Genomic DNA, 14,242 nt, shown 5'->3' on the forward strand with positions numbered 1-14,242 from the left:
CCCGCAGCACTCCCCGCCGCCCCAGCGAAGCAGATTGCTGCGCGATCAAGCCACGCGCAGCTTGTGCCCCTGCTTGCGGAAGTGCGGAATCACGTGTTCGCCGATATTGCGGATGGTTTCGAGCTGCGCCCACTGCGGCACCGTGCCCATCTGGCAGATGAACAGGATCTCGTCGGCGCCGGCATCGATCAGGCGCTGCACGTAGCCGATGCAATCGTCCACGGTGCCGTAGGCGTGGTTTGGGTTCAGCATCATCATCGACGGATCGCTGAAGTCCACCGAGACCTTCTCGGATGCAAACTTGGTGCTGATGACGGCCTTGCCCTGTGCGTCCGTCGCGGTGACGTGCTCGTCGTCCCAGGTGGACGGATCGGGGTGCTCGCCGCCTGCGTACCAGTACGACAGCGACTCCATGAAATAGCGCTGCCCCTTGATGCCGATCTTGCGCGCGGCCAGGCCGTCCTCGAGCACGATGGTCGGGCACAGCGCCGCCAGGTGCTGGTGCGGACGGAAGCCGACCTGGTCCTCCGGCTTGCGGGTCTGCCACGCAGTGCGATAGATGTCATTCTTCTTCGCGACATCTTCCGGGCCGCCGAAGCCTAGCACCAGCGCGCCCATGCCGCGTGCGCCGGCGCGCTGCAGCGTGTCGGCATTGGTGCAGGCCAGGTACATCAGCGGATGTGGGTCCTGGCGCGGCTTTGGATGGATCGGGCGGCGCGGGATCTTGATGAACTCGCCGTCGTGCTCGATTTCGTCCTGCGTCATGATCTTCGGGATCAGGTACATCGACTCGTCGATCATCGGGTGCAGGCTGTTCAGGTCATAGCCGAAGGTGCCGGCCTCTTGCTGGGTGCCGCCCTTGCCCACGCCGAAGTGGACGCGGCCGCCGGAGAGGATATCGAGCGTTGCAACGCGCTCGGCGACCTTGACCGGATGATTCATCGCGGGCGGCAGGCAGACCACGCCGTGGCCGATGCCGATGCGTTTCGTGCGTCCGGCGACGAATGCCAGGAACGTTTCCGGCGCGCTCATGTGCGCGTAGTTGGTCAGTGCGGTGTGTTCGACCGCCCAGACCACGTCGAAGCCCATGTCTTCGGCCAGCACCACCTGTTCCATGATCTCATCGAACACCTTGTGGTCGCCGGCGCGGGAGGCATCGACGGTTTGTGCTTCATAAATCAGTGAAAAACGCATTGCAGTCCCCTTCCCTGGTATTGATGGTCCAGGACCGCCGCCGGGACGCCGCCGTGTGCCGCGCCTCGGGCCGGAAGCGGCCTGTGTGCTTGCAGTGTGGGCGGGGGACGGCGTTGCAACATCGTCTGATTGGATTATGAGCAGGACATGGCGCGTCCCTATCATTGGTCGCGGGCAACTTGCCCGTTCATCGATGGGAACAGGACACCATGCAAGCCAGACTATTGCTCTACCCCGTTGCGGACATTGACACCGCGCTGCCGTTCTTCACGGAAGGATTCGGCCTGCGCGTGAAATTCCGCGATGGTGACCGTTATTGCGCGCTCGATGCGGGCGCATTGACACTGGCCCTCGTGGCTGGCGAAGAGAAAATCGTGGATCAGCTGGCGCTGGCGTTTAAGTTGGAGGAAGGAGAGGAGATCGACGCGGCTATTGCGAGGCTGGTGGATGCGGGGGCCGGTGTGACGCTGCCTGCAGCGCAGGGGCCGCATGAAACTCGCGCGGTGCTGCAAACTCCGCAGGGTTTTTCGATCGTGGTCAGTGGAAAGGTCTGAATGAGGGGTTCATGCTTTTGGTAGTGATTGGGTTGTCGATCTTGGCAGGCGCCGCTGTTTCGCCGGCGTAGCCGGCGACTTACTCTTTTGTCCAAGCGACAAAAGAGTAAGCAGAAAAACGCGTTGACTTGTCCTAGCGGACGAATATTGATCGTAGTGTGCCGAGGGTGTTGTACGGGTATGAACTTCAGAGACTGCCTGGCTGCCTGCCGCGTGGTGCGCACCCGTATGTAGGCTCTCAGGCAATGATTGAACCAGCCCCGAACCTGTCCGTGGCCCGACACTGCCAACGCTGTCGCATCATCGCCTACGGCTGCTACGCGGCTCACTAGTCTGTTAGCTGGCGCATCACCATCGCTGGCGCACAAGAACACGGGCCATTGTCTTGGTAGCTCGGCCTGTGCGCTCAGACTACTGAGCCACGCGTAGCGCAGCCGAAGGCGATGATGCGATATGGCTGGAGAGCCCGGGCCACGGACAGGTTCAGGGCTCGTTCAATCATTGCTGGAGAGCCTGCAAACGGATGCGCACCATGCGGCAGGCTGCCAGGCAAACTCTGAAGCGAATACCCGTACGAAATTCTTCGCACGCTACGATCAATATTCGCCCGTTAGGGCAAGCAACGCGTTTTTTGGTTACTTTTTGTCGCTCGGACAAAAAGTGACTCGACGGCTACGCCGTCGAAACAGCGGCGCCTGCCAAGCACACCGCCCCCCGCCCCATCCCCTACCCCAACGAAATCACACTACTCAACAACATCCTCACAAGCGTAGCCTGCCGCGTCACCCCAGTCTTTGAAAAAATCGCCCGCAGATGCGCCCGAGCCGTGTTCTTGCTGATACCAAGTTCATCAGCCGCTTCATCAAGCGTAAGCCCATTGGCAAGCTGCAGTGCCAGCTGCGTCTCCGCCGGCGTGAAATCGAACAACTGCCGCACCACGTCATGCGACGCCTGCGAGCGCCGCTCCGGATCGCGGATAAACACCACGCACGCCGGGCGCTTGCGGTTGTCCTCCGACCACTCGCTAAGCGGAATCGTGCGGATCAGCACACCAAGCCTCGCGCTACCAGAAGGCCGCGTGATCGACATCGCTTCCATCAGCGCCGGCGTAGTGCCCACATGGCCCAGCATCGCCTGGCGCAGCAGCCGCTGGAACTTGCGATTCTCCTGCCCGTACTCCACATCGAGCCCGCCTTTGGAGATCCGGATACCATCCTTGGCCCCAAGGATCTCATCGGCCGCCGCGTTGGTCTTGATGATGGAACCAGACTCATCGAGGATCACCATCCCGACCAGCATGCGGTCGATGGCGCTCGCATAGATAGTCCGCTCCGATTCCACCACGTCGATGCGCGAGTGCAGGTCCACCGCGCGCTTCAAGTGCGGCAGCAGCGCGGTGCACAGGGCCTTGTCCGCCGCGGAGAAGTTCGGCCCGTCAATGCTGCGGCACAGCCGGAAGCGGCATTCCACACCGTCATCGGTGCGCAGGTCCGCGCCAAGGATATAGCGGATGCCAACGTCCTTCAGGAACTGCTGGTAGATCTCGCTCTGGCACCACACGCCCGGCCCGAGGTGCTCGTCGATGGTCACCACGCGGTCGGACGGCAGGCCGATGAAGGGATCGAGCGCGTAATAGTAGTTGTTGTAGGACGTCTCGCCCGCCAGCGTCGAACCCCCGTGCTCCGACGCATTGACCATCAGCCCCGGCCTGTCCGTGGCCGGCGATCTCAGGATCAGCGTGGCGTAGTTGGCGTTGAGCTGGCGGCGGATGTGCTCCAGCGCCTTGCCCCAGGGCACCTGCTCCATCGGGCCCTGATAGATGTCGCCGAGCAACGCGCTGAACTCCGACAGCGACACCGTCGTCTGCGCGAACAGGTGCGCGGCGGCCTGGTTCTGGCTAACCTCCATCAGCATTTCCTCTGTCTCCATTGTGGCGTGCGCAGCGCGCCGGGCATGCCGGGCGGCTGGCCTGCTGCGAGCTCTGTGGCCCTTTTTTGTGCCCCGATTATAGGGACGGCAAAGCGCCGCGGCTTGCCCCTTGCCTTCATGGTTTGCCCCTAGCCGAGACCGGCTTCGCATGCGGGCCGGACTAGTCCTGCGGGACAGGGCAAATGCTCACGCCACGGCGGCGCAAACACATACTCCAAACAGACTAAGGACAGACCCAGGCTTACCCACCCAAGGGCAAACCCCTAGCCGCGGCGCGGCCCTACCCAAACAGACGATGCCGCGCCGGCGCGCCAACGCTAAAAGACAAGCCATGGGCGGCGATCCGCGCCGCCGTCTTTTGACGGAGAAACCACCACCATGGCGGCAAACCCGCGGCCGCAGGCCGCAGTGATCACCGGAGCGGGCGGCGGCATCGGCCGTGCGCTGGCGCAAGCGCTGGCCGCACAGGGATATGCGCTGGCGCTGGCGGATATCGATGCCGCGGCACTCGAAGCGACGCGCGCGGCGCTTGCCGACCAGGGCGCGACCGTGATCGCCATTCCCACCGATGTGTCCGACGCGCGGCAGATCGGGCACTTGTGCGCGGAGAGTTTCCTGCGCCTGGGTCGCATCGACCTGCTCGTCAACAACGCCGGCGTGCTGGCCACCGGCCGCTGCTGGGAGCTGGCGCCGGAGGTGTTCGAGCGCGTGCTGCGCGTCAACCTTTGGAGCGTGCTCCACGCGCTGCGCTGCTTCGTGCCGCGTATGGCGGCGCAAGGCTCGGGACATATCGTCAACGTGGCCTCGATGGCCGGGCTGGCCGTCGGTCCGTGGCTGGCGCCCTACACGCTGTCCAAGCAAGGCGTGGTGGCCCTGAGCGAAGGACTGGCGCTGGAACTGCAAGCAGCGGGACTGCCGGTCAAGGTGTCGGTGGTCTGCCCCGGCCCGGTGGCCACCGGTATCGCCGGCGAGCTGAACGGCGCCGGGCCGCAGGAAGTGAACCAGATGAACGGTGCGCTGCGCAGCGGCATCGCCGCCGGCATGACGCCGGAGGAAGTCGCGCGCGTGATCCTCGATGGCGTGTCGGCCGGCAAGTTCTGGATCCTGCCGCACGAGGAAGCCGCACATGCGGCCCAGGCGCGCGCGCAAGCCATCGTCGCGGGCACGCCGCCGTCGTTCGCGTTCTGAACAAATTTCCACACAGCATTCAAGGAGACACCATGCCGCTCGACCCACAGGCCCGCGCCATGCTTGACGCCATGGCCGCCATGCCCCGCCCCGATTTCACGACGCTGAACGCCGCCGACTACCGCGCCGCGCTGGCGGCCATGCCGGGCTTCGCCCCTGGCGACGCCATCGCCGCGCAGCAAGACCTCACCGTCGAGGGCGCGGACGGGCCGCTGCCGGCGCGCCTGTACCGGCCCGACGACAGCGCGGCGCTGCCGCTGGTGGTCTATTTCCACGGCGGCGGCTTTGTCCTGTGCGGCCTCGATTCGCACGACAACATCTGCCGCAGCCTGGCGCGCCGCAGCGGTGCGCTGGTACTGTCGGTGGACTACCGGCTGGCACCCGAGGCGCGCTTTCCGGCCGCCGCCGAAGATGCTGTGGCTGCCGTGCGCTGGGCCTGCGCGCATGCGACGCAACTGGGCGCCGATCCGGAGCGGCTTGCCGTGGCCGGTGACAGCGCCGGCGGCAACCTTGCCGCCGTGGCATGCCAGCAGTTGCGTGGCAGCGCCATCGCGCCGCGCCACCAGCTATTGCTCTATCCGTACCTGGACTGCACCGACGCCGCCATCCACAGCGAAAGCTATCGCACCTGCGGCGAGGGCTATTTCCTCGGCGCGGCGGAACTGGACTGGTACCGCACCCAGTACCTGGCCCATCGCGCGGACGCGGCCGACGTGCGCGCCAGCCCGCTGCACCAGCGCGACCTGCACGGCCTGCCGCCAGCCACCATCATCACGGCGGAATTCGATCCGCTGCGCGATCAGGGCGAAGCCTATGGCGAGGCCTTGCAGCGCGCCGGCGGCAACGCCACCGTGCAGCGCTGGCCCGGCCAGTTCCATGGCTTCATGAGCATGCAAGGCGTGATCGACGCCGCCGGCGATGCGCTGGATGCCGCGGCGGCGGCGCTGCGACAGGCATTCGGCGCCAGCGAGCAGGAGGCAGCATGAACACGTCCAGCGTTCTGCCACCGATAACCGATGTGCTCGCGGCCCTCGCCGCAGGCCAGCGCGTGGTGGTCATTGAAGATGAGACCGACGAGGCCACCGGGTGCGTACTGGTCGCCGCCGAGCGCGCCACCGAAGCCGACGTCAACTTCATGGCCGCCGAGGCGCGTGGCCTGGTGTGCATGGCGATCACCGAAGCGCGCCGGCAGCGGCTGCAGCTGCCGCCGATGGCGGCCAACCAGCGCCAGCGCGAACGCTACACGGTATCGATCGAGGCGGCCACGGGCGTCAGCACGGGCATTTCCGCGGCGGACCGGGCCCTGACGCTGCGCGTGGCGGCAGCGGCCCATGCGCAGCCGCACGACCTCGTTCAGCCGGGGCACATCTTCCCCGTGGTGGCGCAGCCAGACGGCGTGCTGCGCCGCGCGGGCTTCGCCGAGGCGTGCTCCGACCTGCCGAGGCTGGCCGGGCGCGTCGCGGCCGGAGCCTATGCCATGCTGCTCGATGATGCCGGCGACCTGCTGCGCGGCCCGAACCTGCTGGCCTTTGCCGGGCGCAACGGGCTCCCGGCGGTTTCGATCAGCGGGCTGATCCACCACCGCCTGCTGACCGAAGGCGCGCTGCGCCGCACGCATTCGCGCGAACTCGACACGCCCTATGGCCGCTTCACCGTGCATGCCTACCACGACGCGCCGGTCGACGCGCTCCATCTTGCGCTGGTGCTGGGCGAGCCAAACCCGAACGAACCCGTGCTCACCCGCGTGCAGACCGTGGAAATGCAGCGCGACGTGCTGGGCTTCGCCACGCCGGCCCAGCCGGCCTGGAACCTGGAACGTTCGCTCGCGCGTATCGGCGCCGAGGGCTGCGGCGTGCTGGTGCTGCTCGATGAGCGCGAGTCGCCGCAGCAGCGGCTGGAACGGCTGGCGGCACCGCAATCGGTCGCGCCCGCACCCGCGTTCGCGCAGCGGGCACTGGGCGTCGGGGCTCAGATCCTGCGCGATGTGGGCGCACACAAGCTGCGCCTGCTCAGCCATCCGGTGCCGTACCGCGCCGTCACCGGATTCGAGCTGGCGGTTACGGAGTTTGTCCCGCCGGGTTGAGCAGGCCAGGACCGCCAAAGCAATCGGCAAAGCGGCGGGTGAAGCCGTCTACCTCGGCGTCGGCCAGGTGGTTGATGCCACCGGCCAGACGCCGGCCACCGCCGGTCTCGAAGCCGCGGCAGAAATCGGCCGCGCCGGTGGCACTGTGCGCCGGCACCCGCACGCTGACGGCAAAGCCACCGCCGGACTTCGGCGACAGCAGGCCGATCGCATCGCCCGGGCGCCCGCGCACCAGCTCGTTGGCCAGCACGCCGATGGCGCGCCGCGCCCATGGCGCGTCAGGCAGCACCAGCAGCGCGGCGCCGGGTACTTCGTGCGCCGGAGACAGGCGCCGCGCGTGCGCCATGTCTTCTTCGTACCCGTCGCACAACGCCGCATAGGCGCCGCATTGCGCCGCAAATGCGAGCGGGTCTTCGAACGGCAGCATGTGGCGCGCCAGTTCGGCGGGATCGAAATGCAGGTCCGCCAGGCACTCGCCATACGCGTTGTAGTTCAGGCAGGTGCCCAGGCGTTCCAGCACGGCGGTCTCGCGCGCATCCAGCCCCGCCTGTGCAGCGAGACCCCGGGCCACGTCAGCCAGGTTGTCGCCGAACGCAGCGGTAATCGCCCAGCGGCGGTGGCGCCCGCCGAGATAGCGGTCCACCAGGATCGAGGTGCAGACCTCCGGTCCCTCGTCGATATGGGCGCACAGGCCGGCATGCGCGGGCAGTTCGCCGGCATGGTGGTGGTCGAAGTACGCCACGCTGGCACCGGCCGCGAGCAGCCGCAGCAAGCCGTCGCGGTTCTGGTCGAGCGAGATATCGAGCGCGGTTACGGCATCGCCGGGCGCGGCGTCGATGCGTTCGAGCAGCCGGATATCGCGCTTGACGCCGGTGACGAGCGTCGCGTCGCCCGGGTTAGCCAGGCGCAGCTGCTGCAGCGCGCACAGGCCGTCGGCGTCGCCGTTGAAGGCAAAGTAGCGGGGCATGGCAATGGCTCCGGGCTGGTCAGGGCTGGTGGGTCAGGGCATGAAATCGCCGCCGTTGGCATCCAGCGAGGCTCCGGTGATCGCCCGGGCATAGTCCGACACCAGGAACAGCGCCGCGCGTGCGCAGTCGTCGTCGGTCGGCATGCGGCCCAGTGCGATCTGCGAAGCCACCGGTGCGATGATAGCGTCCTCGCTGACGCCTTGCTCGGCCGCGGCATGGCGCACGTAGCCCTGCACCGGCGCGCCCCACATCCAGCCCATGAAGACGCTGTTGGCGCGGATGCCGTGCGGGCCGAGCTCGCGCGCCAGGTACTTGACCGCCACCGCCAGCGCGCCCTTGGACGCCGCGTAGCCCGATTCCCCAGGCATCGGCTTGCGCGTGGCCTGGGTGTTGATCATCACGATGGCGCCGCCGCCCTGCGGCTTCATCAGCGCCGCCACTTCCTGTGTCAGTGTCATGGTGCCGAACACGTTGGTATCGAACACCTGGCGCCAGACGTCCAGATCCGCGGCTTCTACCGGCTCGGGGAAATTGCCGTGCTGGAAGGCGCTGTTGACGAGCGCGTCGATGCGGCCGAAGCGGCGCATGGTCTCGGCGGCAAGATGGCGCGACTGGGCACGGTCGGTGATGTCTGTCACGACCTTGAGCACTTCGCAGTCGGCGCCCAGTGCGTCGATGCGGGCCTGTGCTTCCTCCAGCTTCGCGGCGGTACGCGCGGCAATGGCCACGGCACGTGCACCTTCGCGCGCGGCTTCGACCGCTAGCTTGATGCCCAGCCCGGGGCCAATGCCGGATACGATGACGACTTTGTCTTTCAGCAGCATGTTTGTGTCTCCTCTGGTTTTTTTCAGTGGTGGGTCAGGATGTGCCGCGCGCGGTAGCCTGCGAAGTCGCGTTCCAGCTGCACCTGGCTCAGCCCGAACTGCTCCGGCGTATAGGCGTGCGCCGCGCGCTGGTTGCGCGGGTTGCTTTCCATCCATGCCCACATGCCGGCGCGCGCCGCCTCGGTCAGCGGCATGCCGGCAAAGCGGTAGACCGCCCGCGCCACGCCGAACGGATCGCTTACCGTGTCCTCGAAACGCACGTCGAGGAAGCGGTCGGCCGGCAGGCTGTCGCGCACGGCCATGGCATGTTCGGTGCCGCGCCGCATCTGTTCGCTCCACTGCTGCCCCACCTTGATGGCATCGGGTGCGTCGGCGTACAGCTTCCACAGCGTATGCGCCATGCTGGCCATCGACGGAATTGTCTGCGCGGGATCGCGATGGGTCAGCACGACCTGCGCGCCCGGGAACACCTTGAACAGGATCTCCAGCGTATGCAGGTGCTGCGGGGTCTTGAGCACCCACCGCTGCGCGGGCACCTCGCCGCGCTGCCGCTTCTGCCACTGCAGGAACTGCAGCATGGTCTTCAGGTAGGCATAGACCTCGGTGCGGTCCTGCTGCGCCAGCCAGGCGGTGTAGCCCGGCACGTTGGCGTAGGAATCCATCGCGCACAGGAAGGAATGCTCCATCAGCATGAATTCCTCGTCGGCCGCCATCGCGTCGAGCGGGTGGATGGCGAGGATGTCCGGGATAAAGCGGATCATCTGCGCGACCTCGTCGCGCGCCAGCGCGATGCGCCCGCTCGCATCGCACGCGTCCTCGCCAGGCAGCGGCGCCGGGTAGCGGGTTTCCCACCAGGCGGCGGAGCAGAAGCGGGAATCCGTGGCCAGCATGCGCTGCAGCAGCGTGGTGCCGGTGCGCGGGAGGCCGACGATCACAAGCGGGTCTTCCACGCGTTCCTGCAGGATCTCCGGATGGCGCCGGCAGTAGTCCTGGATCACCAGCCGGTTCACCAGTTGTGCCTGCAGCTTGCCCTGAAGCATCTGCAAGCCTTGCGGCGATAGTCCCGCTTCGCGCGCCAGCGAATCGGCCAATACATGCAATGCTTCGCGGTAGTTGCCGGGGCCGAAGTCAGTCAGGCCGCCTGCCTGCGCGCTGGCCTGTGCCATCAGGCGCTCCACGTCCAGCACAGCGGTGTCGTCACAAACGATCGTATTCATGCTTTCTCCCTGAGCGATTCAAGCTTGACCACACGCGTGCGCGGATGCACCGGCTGCGCCGCGCCGACCCAGCGCCAGCACATGGTGCCGTTGCCATGGCCCGCTGTCTCCAGCCAGTTGGGCAAGCCCGGATCGCGCGCGCTGAGGATGACGGTGACGCCGCCATTGGCATCCAGCCGCGCACTGTGCTTGTTGAGGCAGATGTCGTGGTAGCGGTAGTCGAGCGATTCCATCCAGTAGTTGTTGATCTGGAAGTTCCAGAACTCGCACGGCGGCACGTTGTCCACCTCGACCACCAGCGCCTCGTCGTCGGCCAGCTGCCAGCAGGAGTGGTAGTAGTAGATATTCGGATCCCCGCCTGCCGCCTGGCACACCGCCTGGTCCGCCGGCGGCAAGGCGTTGACATGGCCGCCGTAGCCCTGCGCCCAGTCGGCGAAGACGCGTGCCGTGCCCTCGACAAAGCCCGCCGCGCGCAGCAGGGCGCCGTGCAGGCGCTGCGCGCTGAGCGCGGGCGGCTTGCCGTTGGCGTCGATGCGCTCGATCCGCAGTTCGGCCGGTGTCTCGGCCTTGCGGTCCAGGAAGGTCTGGCGCACCACGAGCGCATTGGTAGCCGGCTCCATGCGCAACCAGTTGCCATCATGCGGCTGCGCACTGAGGACAATCTCGAAGCTGCCGTCCGCTGCCACTGCCAGCTTGTTGCTGTCGATGAAACCGGTCTGGATCATCTTGCCGTCGGTTTCGTAGCCGCCCTTCTGCGTGCCGAAGCTGAGGTACGCCACCGTGCCGCGCCGGCCGCGAATGCGGTAGGCCCCGCTGCCGTCCAGGCGCGCATAACGGTACAGGTTGTCCGGATTGTCGGCGCCGATCTTGACGGTTTCATGCGATGGCGAGAAGAAGCCGGGAAACGCCGGATCGGCGAACTCGACATGCATCTCCAGCGCAATGCGCAGCAAGCGGCTCAGGTAACGAAAGCCCTCGGCGCGCGTGAGCGCATCCGCAGGTGCCTCCGGGCGCAGGATCTGCTGCCCGCTGCGCTTAAGCACTTCGCAAAACTCGGCCCAGGTCTGGCCGCTCAGCAATTGGTCTTCGGCGGAGGTCGCCATCTGCGTTGCTCCCGTGGTTTGTCTGCGTTGCAACGATACCCAGTGCATGCCGATCGCCTCCTCGTCCGGGCGGACTAGTAAATGCACACCGCACCTCGCCATTTTCTAGTCCGCCCGGACGAAGTGGCGCGGGGCCTGGGCTCGATACCTTGTGTCCATGCCGAGCCGCGGCGAGATCCCCGCACGGGGCCGGCGCAACCAAGAGGAGAACCCGATGTTGACCCACCTGGAGCAACTGGAGGCGGAGAGCATCCACATCATGCGGGAGGTGGTGGCGGAGTGCGAAAACCCCGTCATGCTCTATTCCATCGGCAAGGACAGCGCGGTGATGCTGCACCTTGCGATGAAGGCCTTCCACCCGGCGCGCCCGCCGTTTCCGCTGCTGCACGTCGATACCACGTGGAAATTCCGCGAGATGATCGCGTTCCGCGACCAGACCGTCGAGCGGCTCGGCCTGGACCTGCGCGTGCATATCAACCCCGAAGGGCTGGAGCGCAATATCAGCCCGCACGAGCACGGCTCGGCCGTGCATACCGACGTGTGGAAGACGCAGGGTCTGAAGCAGGCGCTGGACCACTACGGCTTTGACGCCGCCTTCGGCGGCGCGCGCCGCGATGAGGAGAAGTCGCGCGCCAAGGAGCGGGTGTTCTCCGTGCGCACCGCGCAGCACCGCTGGGACCCGAAGATGCAGCGTCCCGAACTCTGGCGCCAGTACAACACCCGCAAGCGCAAGGGCGAGAGCCTGCGCGTGTTCCCGCTGTCGAACTGGACTGAACTCGACATCTGGCAATACATCTACCTGAACGAGATCCCGATAGTGCCGCTCTACTTCGCCAAGGAACGGCCGGTGGTCGAGCGCGACGGCACGCTGATCATGGTCGACGACGAGCGCCTGCCGTTGCGTCCCGGGGAAACCCCGCAGTTGCGCAAGGTCCGCTTCCGCACGCTGGGCTGCTATCCGCTCACTGGAGCGATCGAGAGCGAGGCCGATACGCTCGGCGGCATCATCCAGGAAATGCTGATTGCGACGACATCCGAGCGCCAGGGAAGGCTGATCGACAGCGACTCGGCCGGTTCAATGGAGAAGAAGAAGCAGGAGGGATACTTCTGATGGAAACCCTGATCGACACCACGCCGGGAATGGCATCAAACACGGCGTCCAAAGCAGCGTCAAACGCGGCACAAAGCGATATCGTCCACTACCTGCACGCCCAGCAGAACAAGAGCCTGCTGCGTTTCATCACCTGCGGCAGCGTCGACGACGGCAAGAGCACGCTGATCGGCAGGCTGCTGTATGAATCAAAGATGCTGTTCGAGGACCAACTGGCCCAGCTCGAAGCGGATTCGAAGAAGATGGGCACGCAGGGCGAGAACCTGGACTTCGCGCTGCTGGTGGACGGCCTGGCCGCCGAGCGCGAACAGGGCATCACCATCGATGTGGCGTACCGCTTCTTTGCCACGGAAAAGCGCAAGTTCATCGTGGCCGATACGCCCGGGCATGAACAATACACACGCAACATGGTCACCGGCGCGTCCACCGCCGACCTGGCGATCCTGCTGGTGGATGCGCGCCGCGGCGTGCAGACGCAGACGCGCCGCCACAGCTATCTGGTGGCAACGCTCGGCATCAAGCGCGTGGTGGTCGCGGTCAACAAGCTCGATATGGTGGACTACTCGCGCGAAGTTCATACGCGCATCGAGAAGGAATATCGCGAGTTTGCCAGGCAGATCGGCCTGACCGATATCGTCTGCATCCCGATGTCGGCACTGCGCGGCGACAACATCACCGAACCGAGCGCGAATACGCCGTGGTACCAGGGTCCGACGCTGATGGACTACCTAGAGAACGTGCAGATCGACCACGTGCCTGCGCAGGATGAATCGTTCCGGCTGCCGGTGCAGTGGGTCAACCGCCCGAACCTGGACTTCCGCGGCTTCGCCGGCACGGTCAGCGCCGGCGAGATCCGCCGCGGCGACCGCGTGCGCGCGCTGCCTTCCGGCCGCGAAAGCCGCGTGACGGGCATTGTCGGCGCCAGCGGCGCCTGCGAGCACGCCGTGCGCGGCCAGGCGGTGACGCTGACGCTGGCGGACGAAATCGACGTCAGCCGCGGCGATGTGCTGGCGTGCGCCGAAGACCCGCCCGCGGTGGCCGACCAGTTCGAAGCCACGCTGGTATGGATGAACGAGGACGCCATGCTGCCCGGGCGCCCCTACCTGCTCAAGCTCGGCACGCGCACCGTGGGCGTGACGGTGGCGCAGCCCAAGTACAAGGTCAACGTCAACACGCTCGAACAGCTGGCCGCACGCACGCTGGAGCTGAACGAGATTGGCGTGTGCAACCTGCACCTGGACCAGCCGGTGGCGTTCGACCCGTATGCACGCAACCGCGAGCTGGGCGGCTTCATCCTGATCGACCGCCTCAGCAACAACACGGTTGGCGCCGGCATGCTGCATTTTGCGCTGCGCCGCGCCCAGAACGTGCATTGGCAAGCCATCGACGTGGACCGCCACGCGCATGCCGCGCTCAAGCATCAGTCGCCGCGCATCGTCTGGTTCACAGGGCTTTCCGGTGCGGGCAAGTCCACCATTGCCAACCTGGTGGAAAAGCGCCTGCATGCGCTGGGGCACCACACCTATCTGCTCGACGGTGACAACGTGCGCCATGGGCTGAACAAGGACCTGGGCTTCTCCGAGGCGGACCGCGTCGAGAACATCCGGCGCGTGGCGGAAGTGGCAAGGCTGATGCTCGATGCTGGACTGGTGGTGCTGGTGTCGTTTATCTCGCCCTTCCGCTCCGAACGCGAGATGGCGCGCACGCTGGCTGGCGACGGCGAGTTTGTCGAAATCTTCATCGACACGCCGCTGTCCGTGGCCGAGCAACGCGACCCCAAGGGCCTGTACCGCAAGGCGCGGCGCGGCGAGCTGAAGAACTTCACCGGCATCGATTCGCCCTACGAGCCGCCCGAGCGGCCCGAACTGCGCATCGACACCACGGCCGATACGGCGGAGCAGGCAGCGGAGCGCATCGTGGCGTGGCTGAGGGAGAGACCTTAGGCTGAATGGACGATGAGGCGGCAGGGAGGGTGGGTACGATGGAGGAAGCTGCATTCTGGCAGCGAATGCTGACCGCGCCTGCGTGGAATCCATGCGCCTGCACGACCAGCTGAGTGCTCCCTCTCCCG

General features: G+C 66.3%; 12 protein-coding genes. 6 read left to right on the forward strand and 6 right to left on the reverse strand.

Annotation, left to right across the window (positions count from 1 at the left end; all coding sequences use genetic code 11):
• Positions 1-45 precede the first annotated feature (45 nt).
• Positions 46-1,194: an LLM class flavin-dependent oxidoreductase gene (locus ACIGJB_RS25565; protein ID WP_483732771.1), complete on the reverse strand. Its 1,149-nt coding sequence runs from the start codon at positions 1,192-1,194 to the stop codon at positions 46-48.
• 209 nt (positions 1,195-1,403) lie between these two features.
• Here ACIGJB_RS25565 and ACIGJB_RS25570 point away from each other — a divergent pair, with 209 nt between their 5' ends.
• Positions 1,404-1,748 (forward strand): VOC family protein, encoded by a 345-nt coding sequence (locus ACIGJB_RS25570; RefSeq protein ID WP_483732772.1) that lies wholly within the window; start codon positions 1,404-1,406, stop codon positions 1,746-1,748.
• A gap of 726 nt (positions 1,749-2,474) precedes the next feature.
• Here ACIGJB_RS25570 and ACIGJB_RS25575 read toward each other — a convergent pair.
• The gene (locus ACIGJB_RS25575) at positions 2,475-3,662 is read right to left on the reverse strand and encodes a helix-turn-helix transcriptional regulator (protein ID WP_483732773.1); all 1,188 of its coding nucleotides are present in this window, start codon (positions 3,660-3,662) and stop codon (positions 2,475-2,477) included.
• Positions 3,663-4,055: 393 nt separating this feature from the next.
• On the opposite strand from ACIGJB_RS25575, the gene ACIGJB_RS25580 reads away from it, so the two are divergent.
• The 3 genes from ACIGJB_RS25580 to ACIGJB_RS25590 are packed head-to-tail and all read left to right on the forward strand — an operon-like array spanning position 4,056 to position 6,948.
• Positions 4,056-4,865, forward strand: coding sequence for an SDR family NAD(P)-dependent oxidoreductase (locus ACIGJB_RS25580; RefSeq protein ID WP_483732774.1), 810 nt, complete (start codon positions 4,056-4,058; stop codon positions 4,863-4,865).
• Positions 4,866-4,897: 32 nt separating this feature from the next.
• Positions 4,898-5,851: an alpha/beta hydrolase gene (locus ACIGJB_RS25585; protein WP_483732775.1), complete on the forward strand. Its 954-nt coding sequence runs from the start codon at positions 4,898-4,900 to the stop codon at positions 5,849-5,851.
• Entirely contained in the window at positions 5,848-6,948 is a 1,101-nt protein-coding gene (locus tag ACIGJB_RS25590) for a 3,4-dihydroxy-2-butanone-4-phosphate synthase (RefSeq protein ID WP_483732776.1), read from the forward strand. Before ACIGJB_RS25585 ends, ACIGJB_RS25590 begins: the two co-directional genes overlap by 4 nt.
• Here the strand turns inward: ACIGJB_RS25590 and ACIGJB_RS25595 are convergent.
• The 4 genes from ACIGJB_RS25595 to ACIGJB_RS25610 are packed head-to-tail and all read right to left on the reverse strand — an operon-like array spanning position 6,923 to position 11,060.
• On the reverse strand, positions 6,923-7,915 hold the full coding sequence (locus ACIGJB_RS25595) for an acetyltransferase (protein WP_483732777.1): 993 nt from the start codon (positions 7,913-7,915) through the stop codon (positions 6,923-6,925). The two genes, ACIGJB_RS25590 and ACIGJB_RS25595, sit on opposite strands and share 26 nt — an antisense overlap.
• Positions 7,916-7,948: 33 nt before the next feature.
• Entirely contained in the window at positions 7,949-8,740 is a 792-nt protein-coding gene (locus ACIGJB_RS25600; protein WP_483732778.1) for an SDR family oxidoreductase, read from the reverse strand.
• 23 nt (positions 8,741-8,763) lie between these two features.
• A complete protein-coding gene (locus ACIGJB_RS25605; protein WP_483732779.1) occupies positions 8,764-9,957 on the reverse strand; it encodes a sulfotransferase family protein in 1,194 nt (397 codons plus the stop codon).
• The gene (locus tag ACIGJB_RS25610) at positions 9,954-11,060 is read right to left on the reverse strand and encodes a DUF1214 domain-containing protein (RefSeq protein WP_483732780.1); all 1,107 of its coding nucleotides are present in this window, start codon (positions 11,058-11,060) and stop codon (positions 9,954-9,956) included. The genes ACIGJB_RS25605 and ACIGJB_RS25610 overlap by 4 nt, the downstream gene beginning before the upstream one ends.
• Before the next feature lie 157 nt (positions 11,061-11,217).
• Between ACIGJB_RS25610 and cysD the strand changes: the two genes are divergently transcribed.
• Both cysD and cysN read left to right on the forward strand, forming a co-directional pair.
• A complete protein-coding gene (gene cysD, locus ACIGJB_RS25615) occupies positions 11,218-12,171 on the forward strand; it encodes a sulfate adenylyltransferase subunit CysD (protein ID WP_483734661.1) in 954 nt (317 codons plus the stop codon).
• Positions 12,171-14,114 carry a sulfate adenylyltransferase subunit CysN gene (cysN, locus tag ACIGJB_RS25620; RefSeq protein WP_483732781.1) on the forward strand — a complete coding sequence of 648 codons (1,944 nt, stop codon included), beginning with the start codon at positions 12,171-12,173 and terminating at the stop codon, positions 14,112-14,114. Before cysD ends, cysN begins: the two co-directional genes overlap by 1 nt.
• The last annotated feature ends 128 nt before the right edge of the window (positions 14,115-14,242 follow it).

Source organism: Cupriavidus sp. C2SS-8b (assembly GCF_057073745.1).

Excerpts from the sequence above, each read along its gene's own strand:
- ACIGJB_RS25595 (WP_483732777.1), bottom strand. The coding sequence starts at position 7,915 with ATGCCCCGCTACTTTGCCTTCAACGGCGACGCCGACGGCCTGTGCGCG.
- ACIGJB_RS25605 (WP_483732779.1), bottom strand. The coding sequence starts at position 9,957 with ATGAATACGATCGTTTGTGACGACACCGCTGTGCTGGACGTGGAGCGC.
- ACIGJB_RS25570 (WP_483732772.1), top strand. The coding sequence starts at position 1,404 with ATGCAAGCCAGACTATTGCTCTACCCCGTTGCGGACATTGACACCGCG.
- cysD (WP_483734661.1), top strand. The coding sequence starts at position 11,218 with ATGCCGAGCCGCGGCGAGATCCCCGCACGGGGCCGGCGCAACCAAGAG.
- ACIGJB_RS25600 (WP_483732778.1), bottom strand. The coding sequence starts at position 8,740 with ATGCTGCTGAAAGACAAAGTCGTCATCGTATCCGGCATTGGCCCCGGG.
- ACIGJB_RS25565 (WP_483732771.1), bottom strand. The coding sequence starts at position 1,194 with ATGCGTTTTTCACTGATTTATGAAGCACAAACCGTCGATGCCTCCCGC.
- cysN (WP_483732781.1), top strand. The coding sequence starts at position 12,171 with ATGGAAACCCTGATCGACACCACGCCGGGAATGGCATCAAACACGGCG.
- ACIGJB_RS25575 (WP_483732773.1), bottom strand. The coding sequence starts at position 3,662 with ATGCTGATGGAGGTTAGCCAGAACCAGGCCGCCGCGCACCTGTTCGCG.
- ACIGJB_RS25580 (WP_483732774.1), top strand. The coding sequence starts at position 4,056 with ATGGCGGCAAACCCGCGGCCGCAGGCCGCAGTGATCACCGGAGCGGGC.
- ACIGJB_RS25610 (WP_483732780.1), bottom strand. The coding sequence starts at position 11,060 with ATGGCGACCTCCGCCGAAGACCAATTGCTGAGCGGCCAGACCTGGGCC.
- ACIGJB_RS25585 (WP_483732775.1), top strand. The coding sequence starts at position 4,898 with ATGCCGCTCGACCCACAGGCCCGCGCCATGCTTGACGCCATGGCCGCC.
- ACIGJB_RS25590 (WP_483732776.1), top strand. The coding sequence starts at position 5,848 with ATGAACACGTCCAGCGTTCTGCCACCGATAACCGATGTGCTCGCGGCC.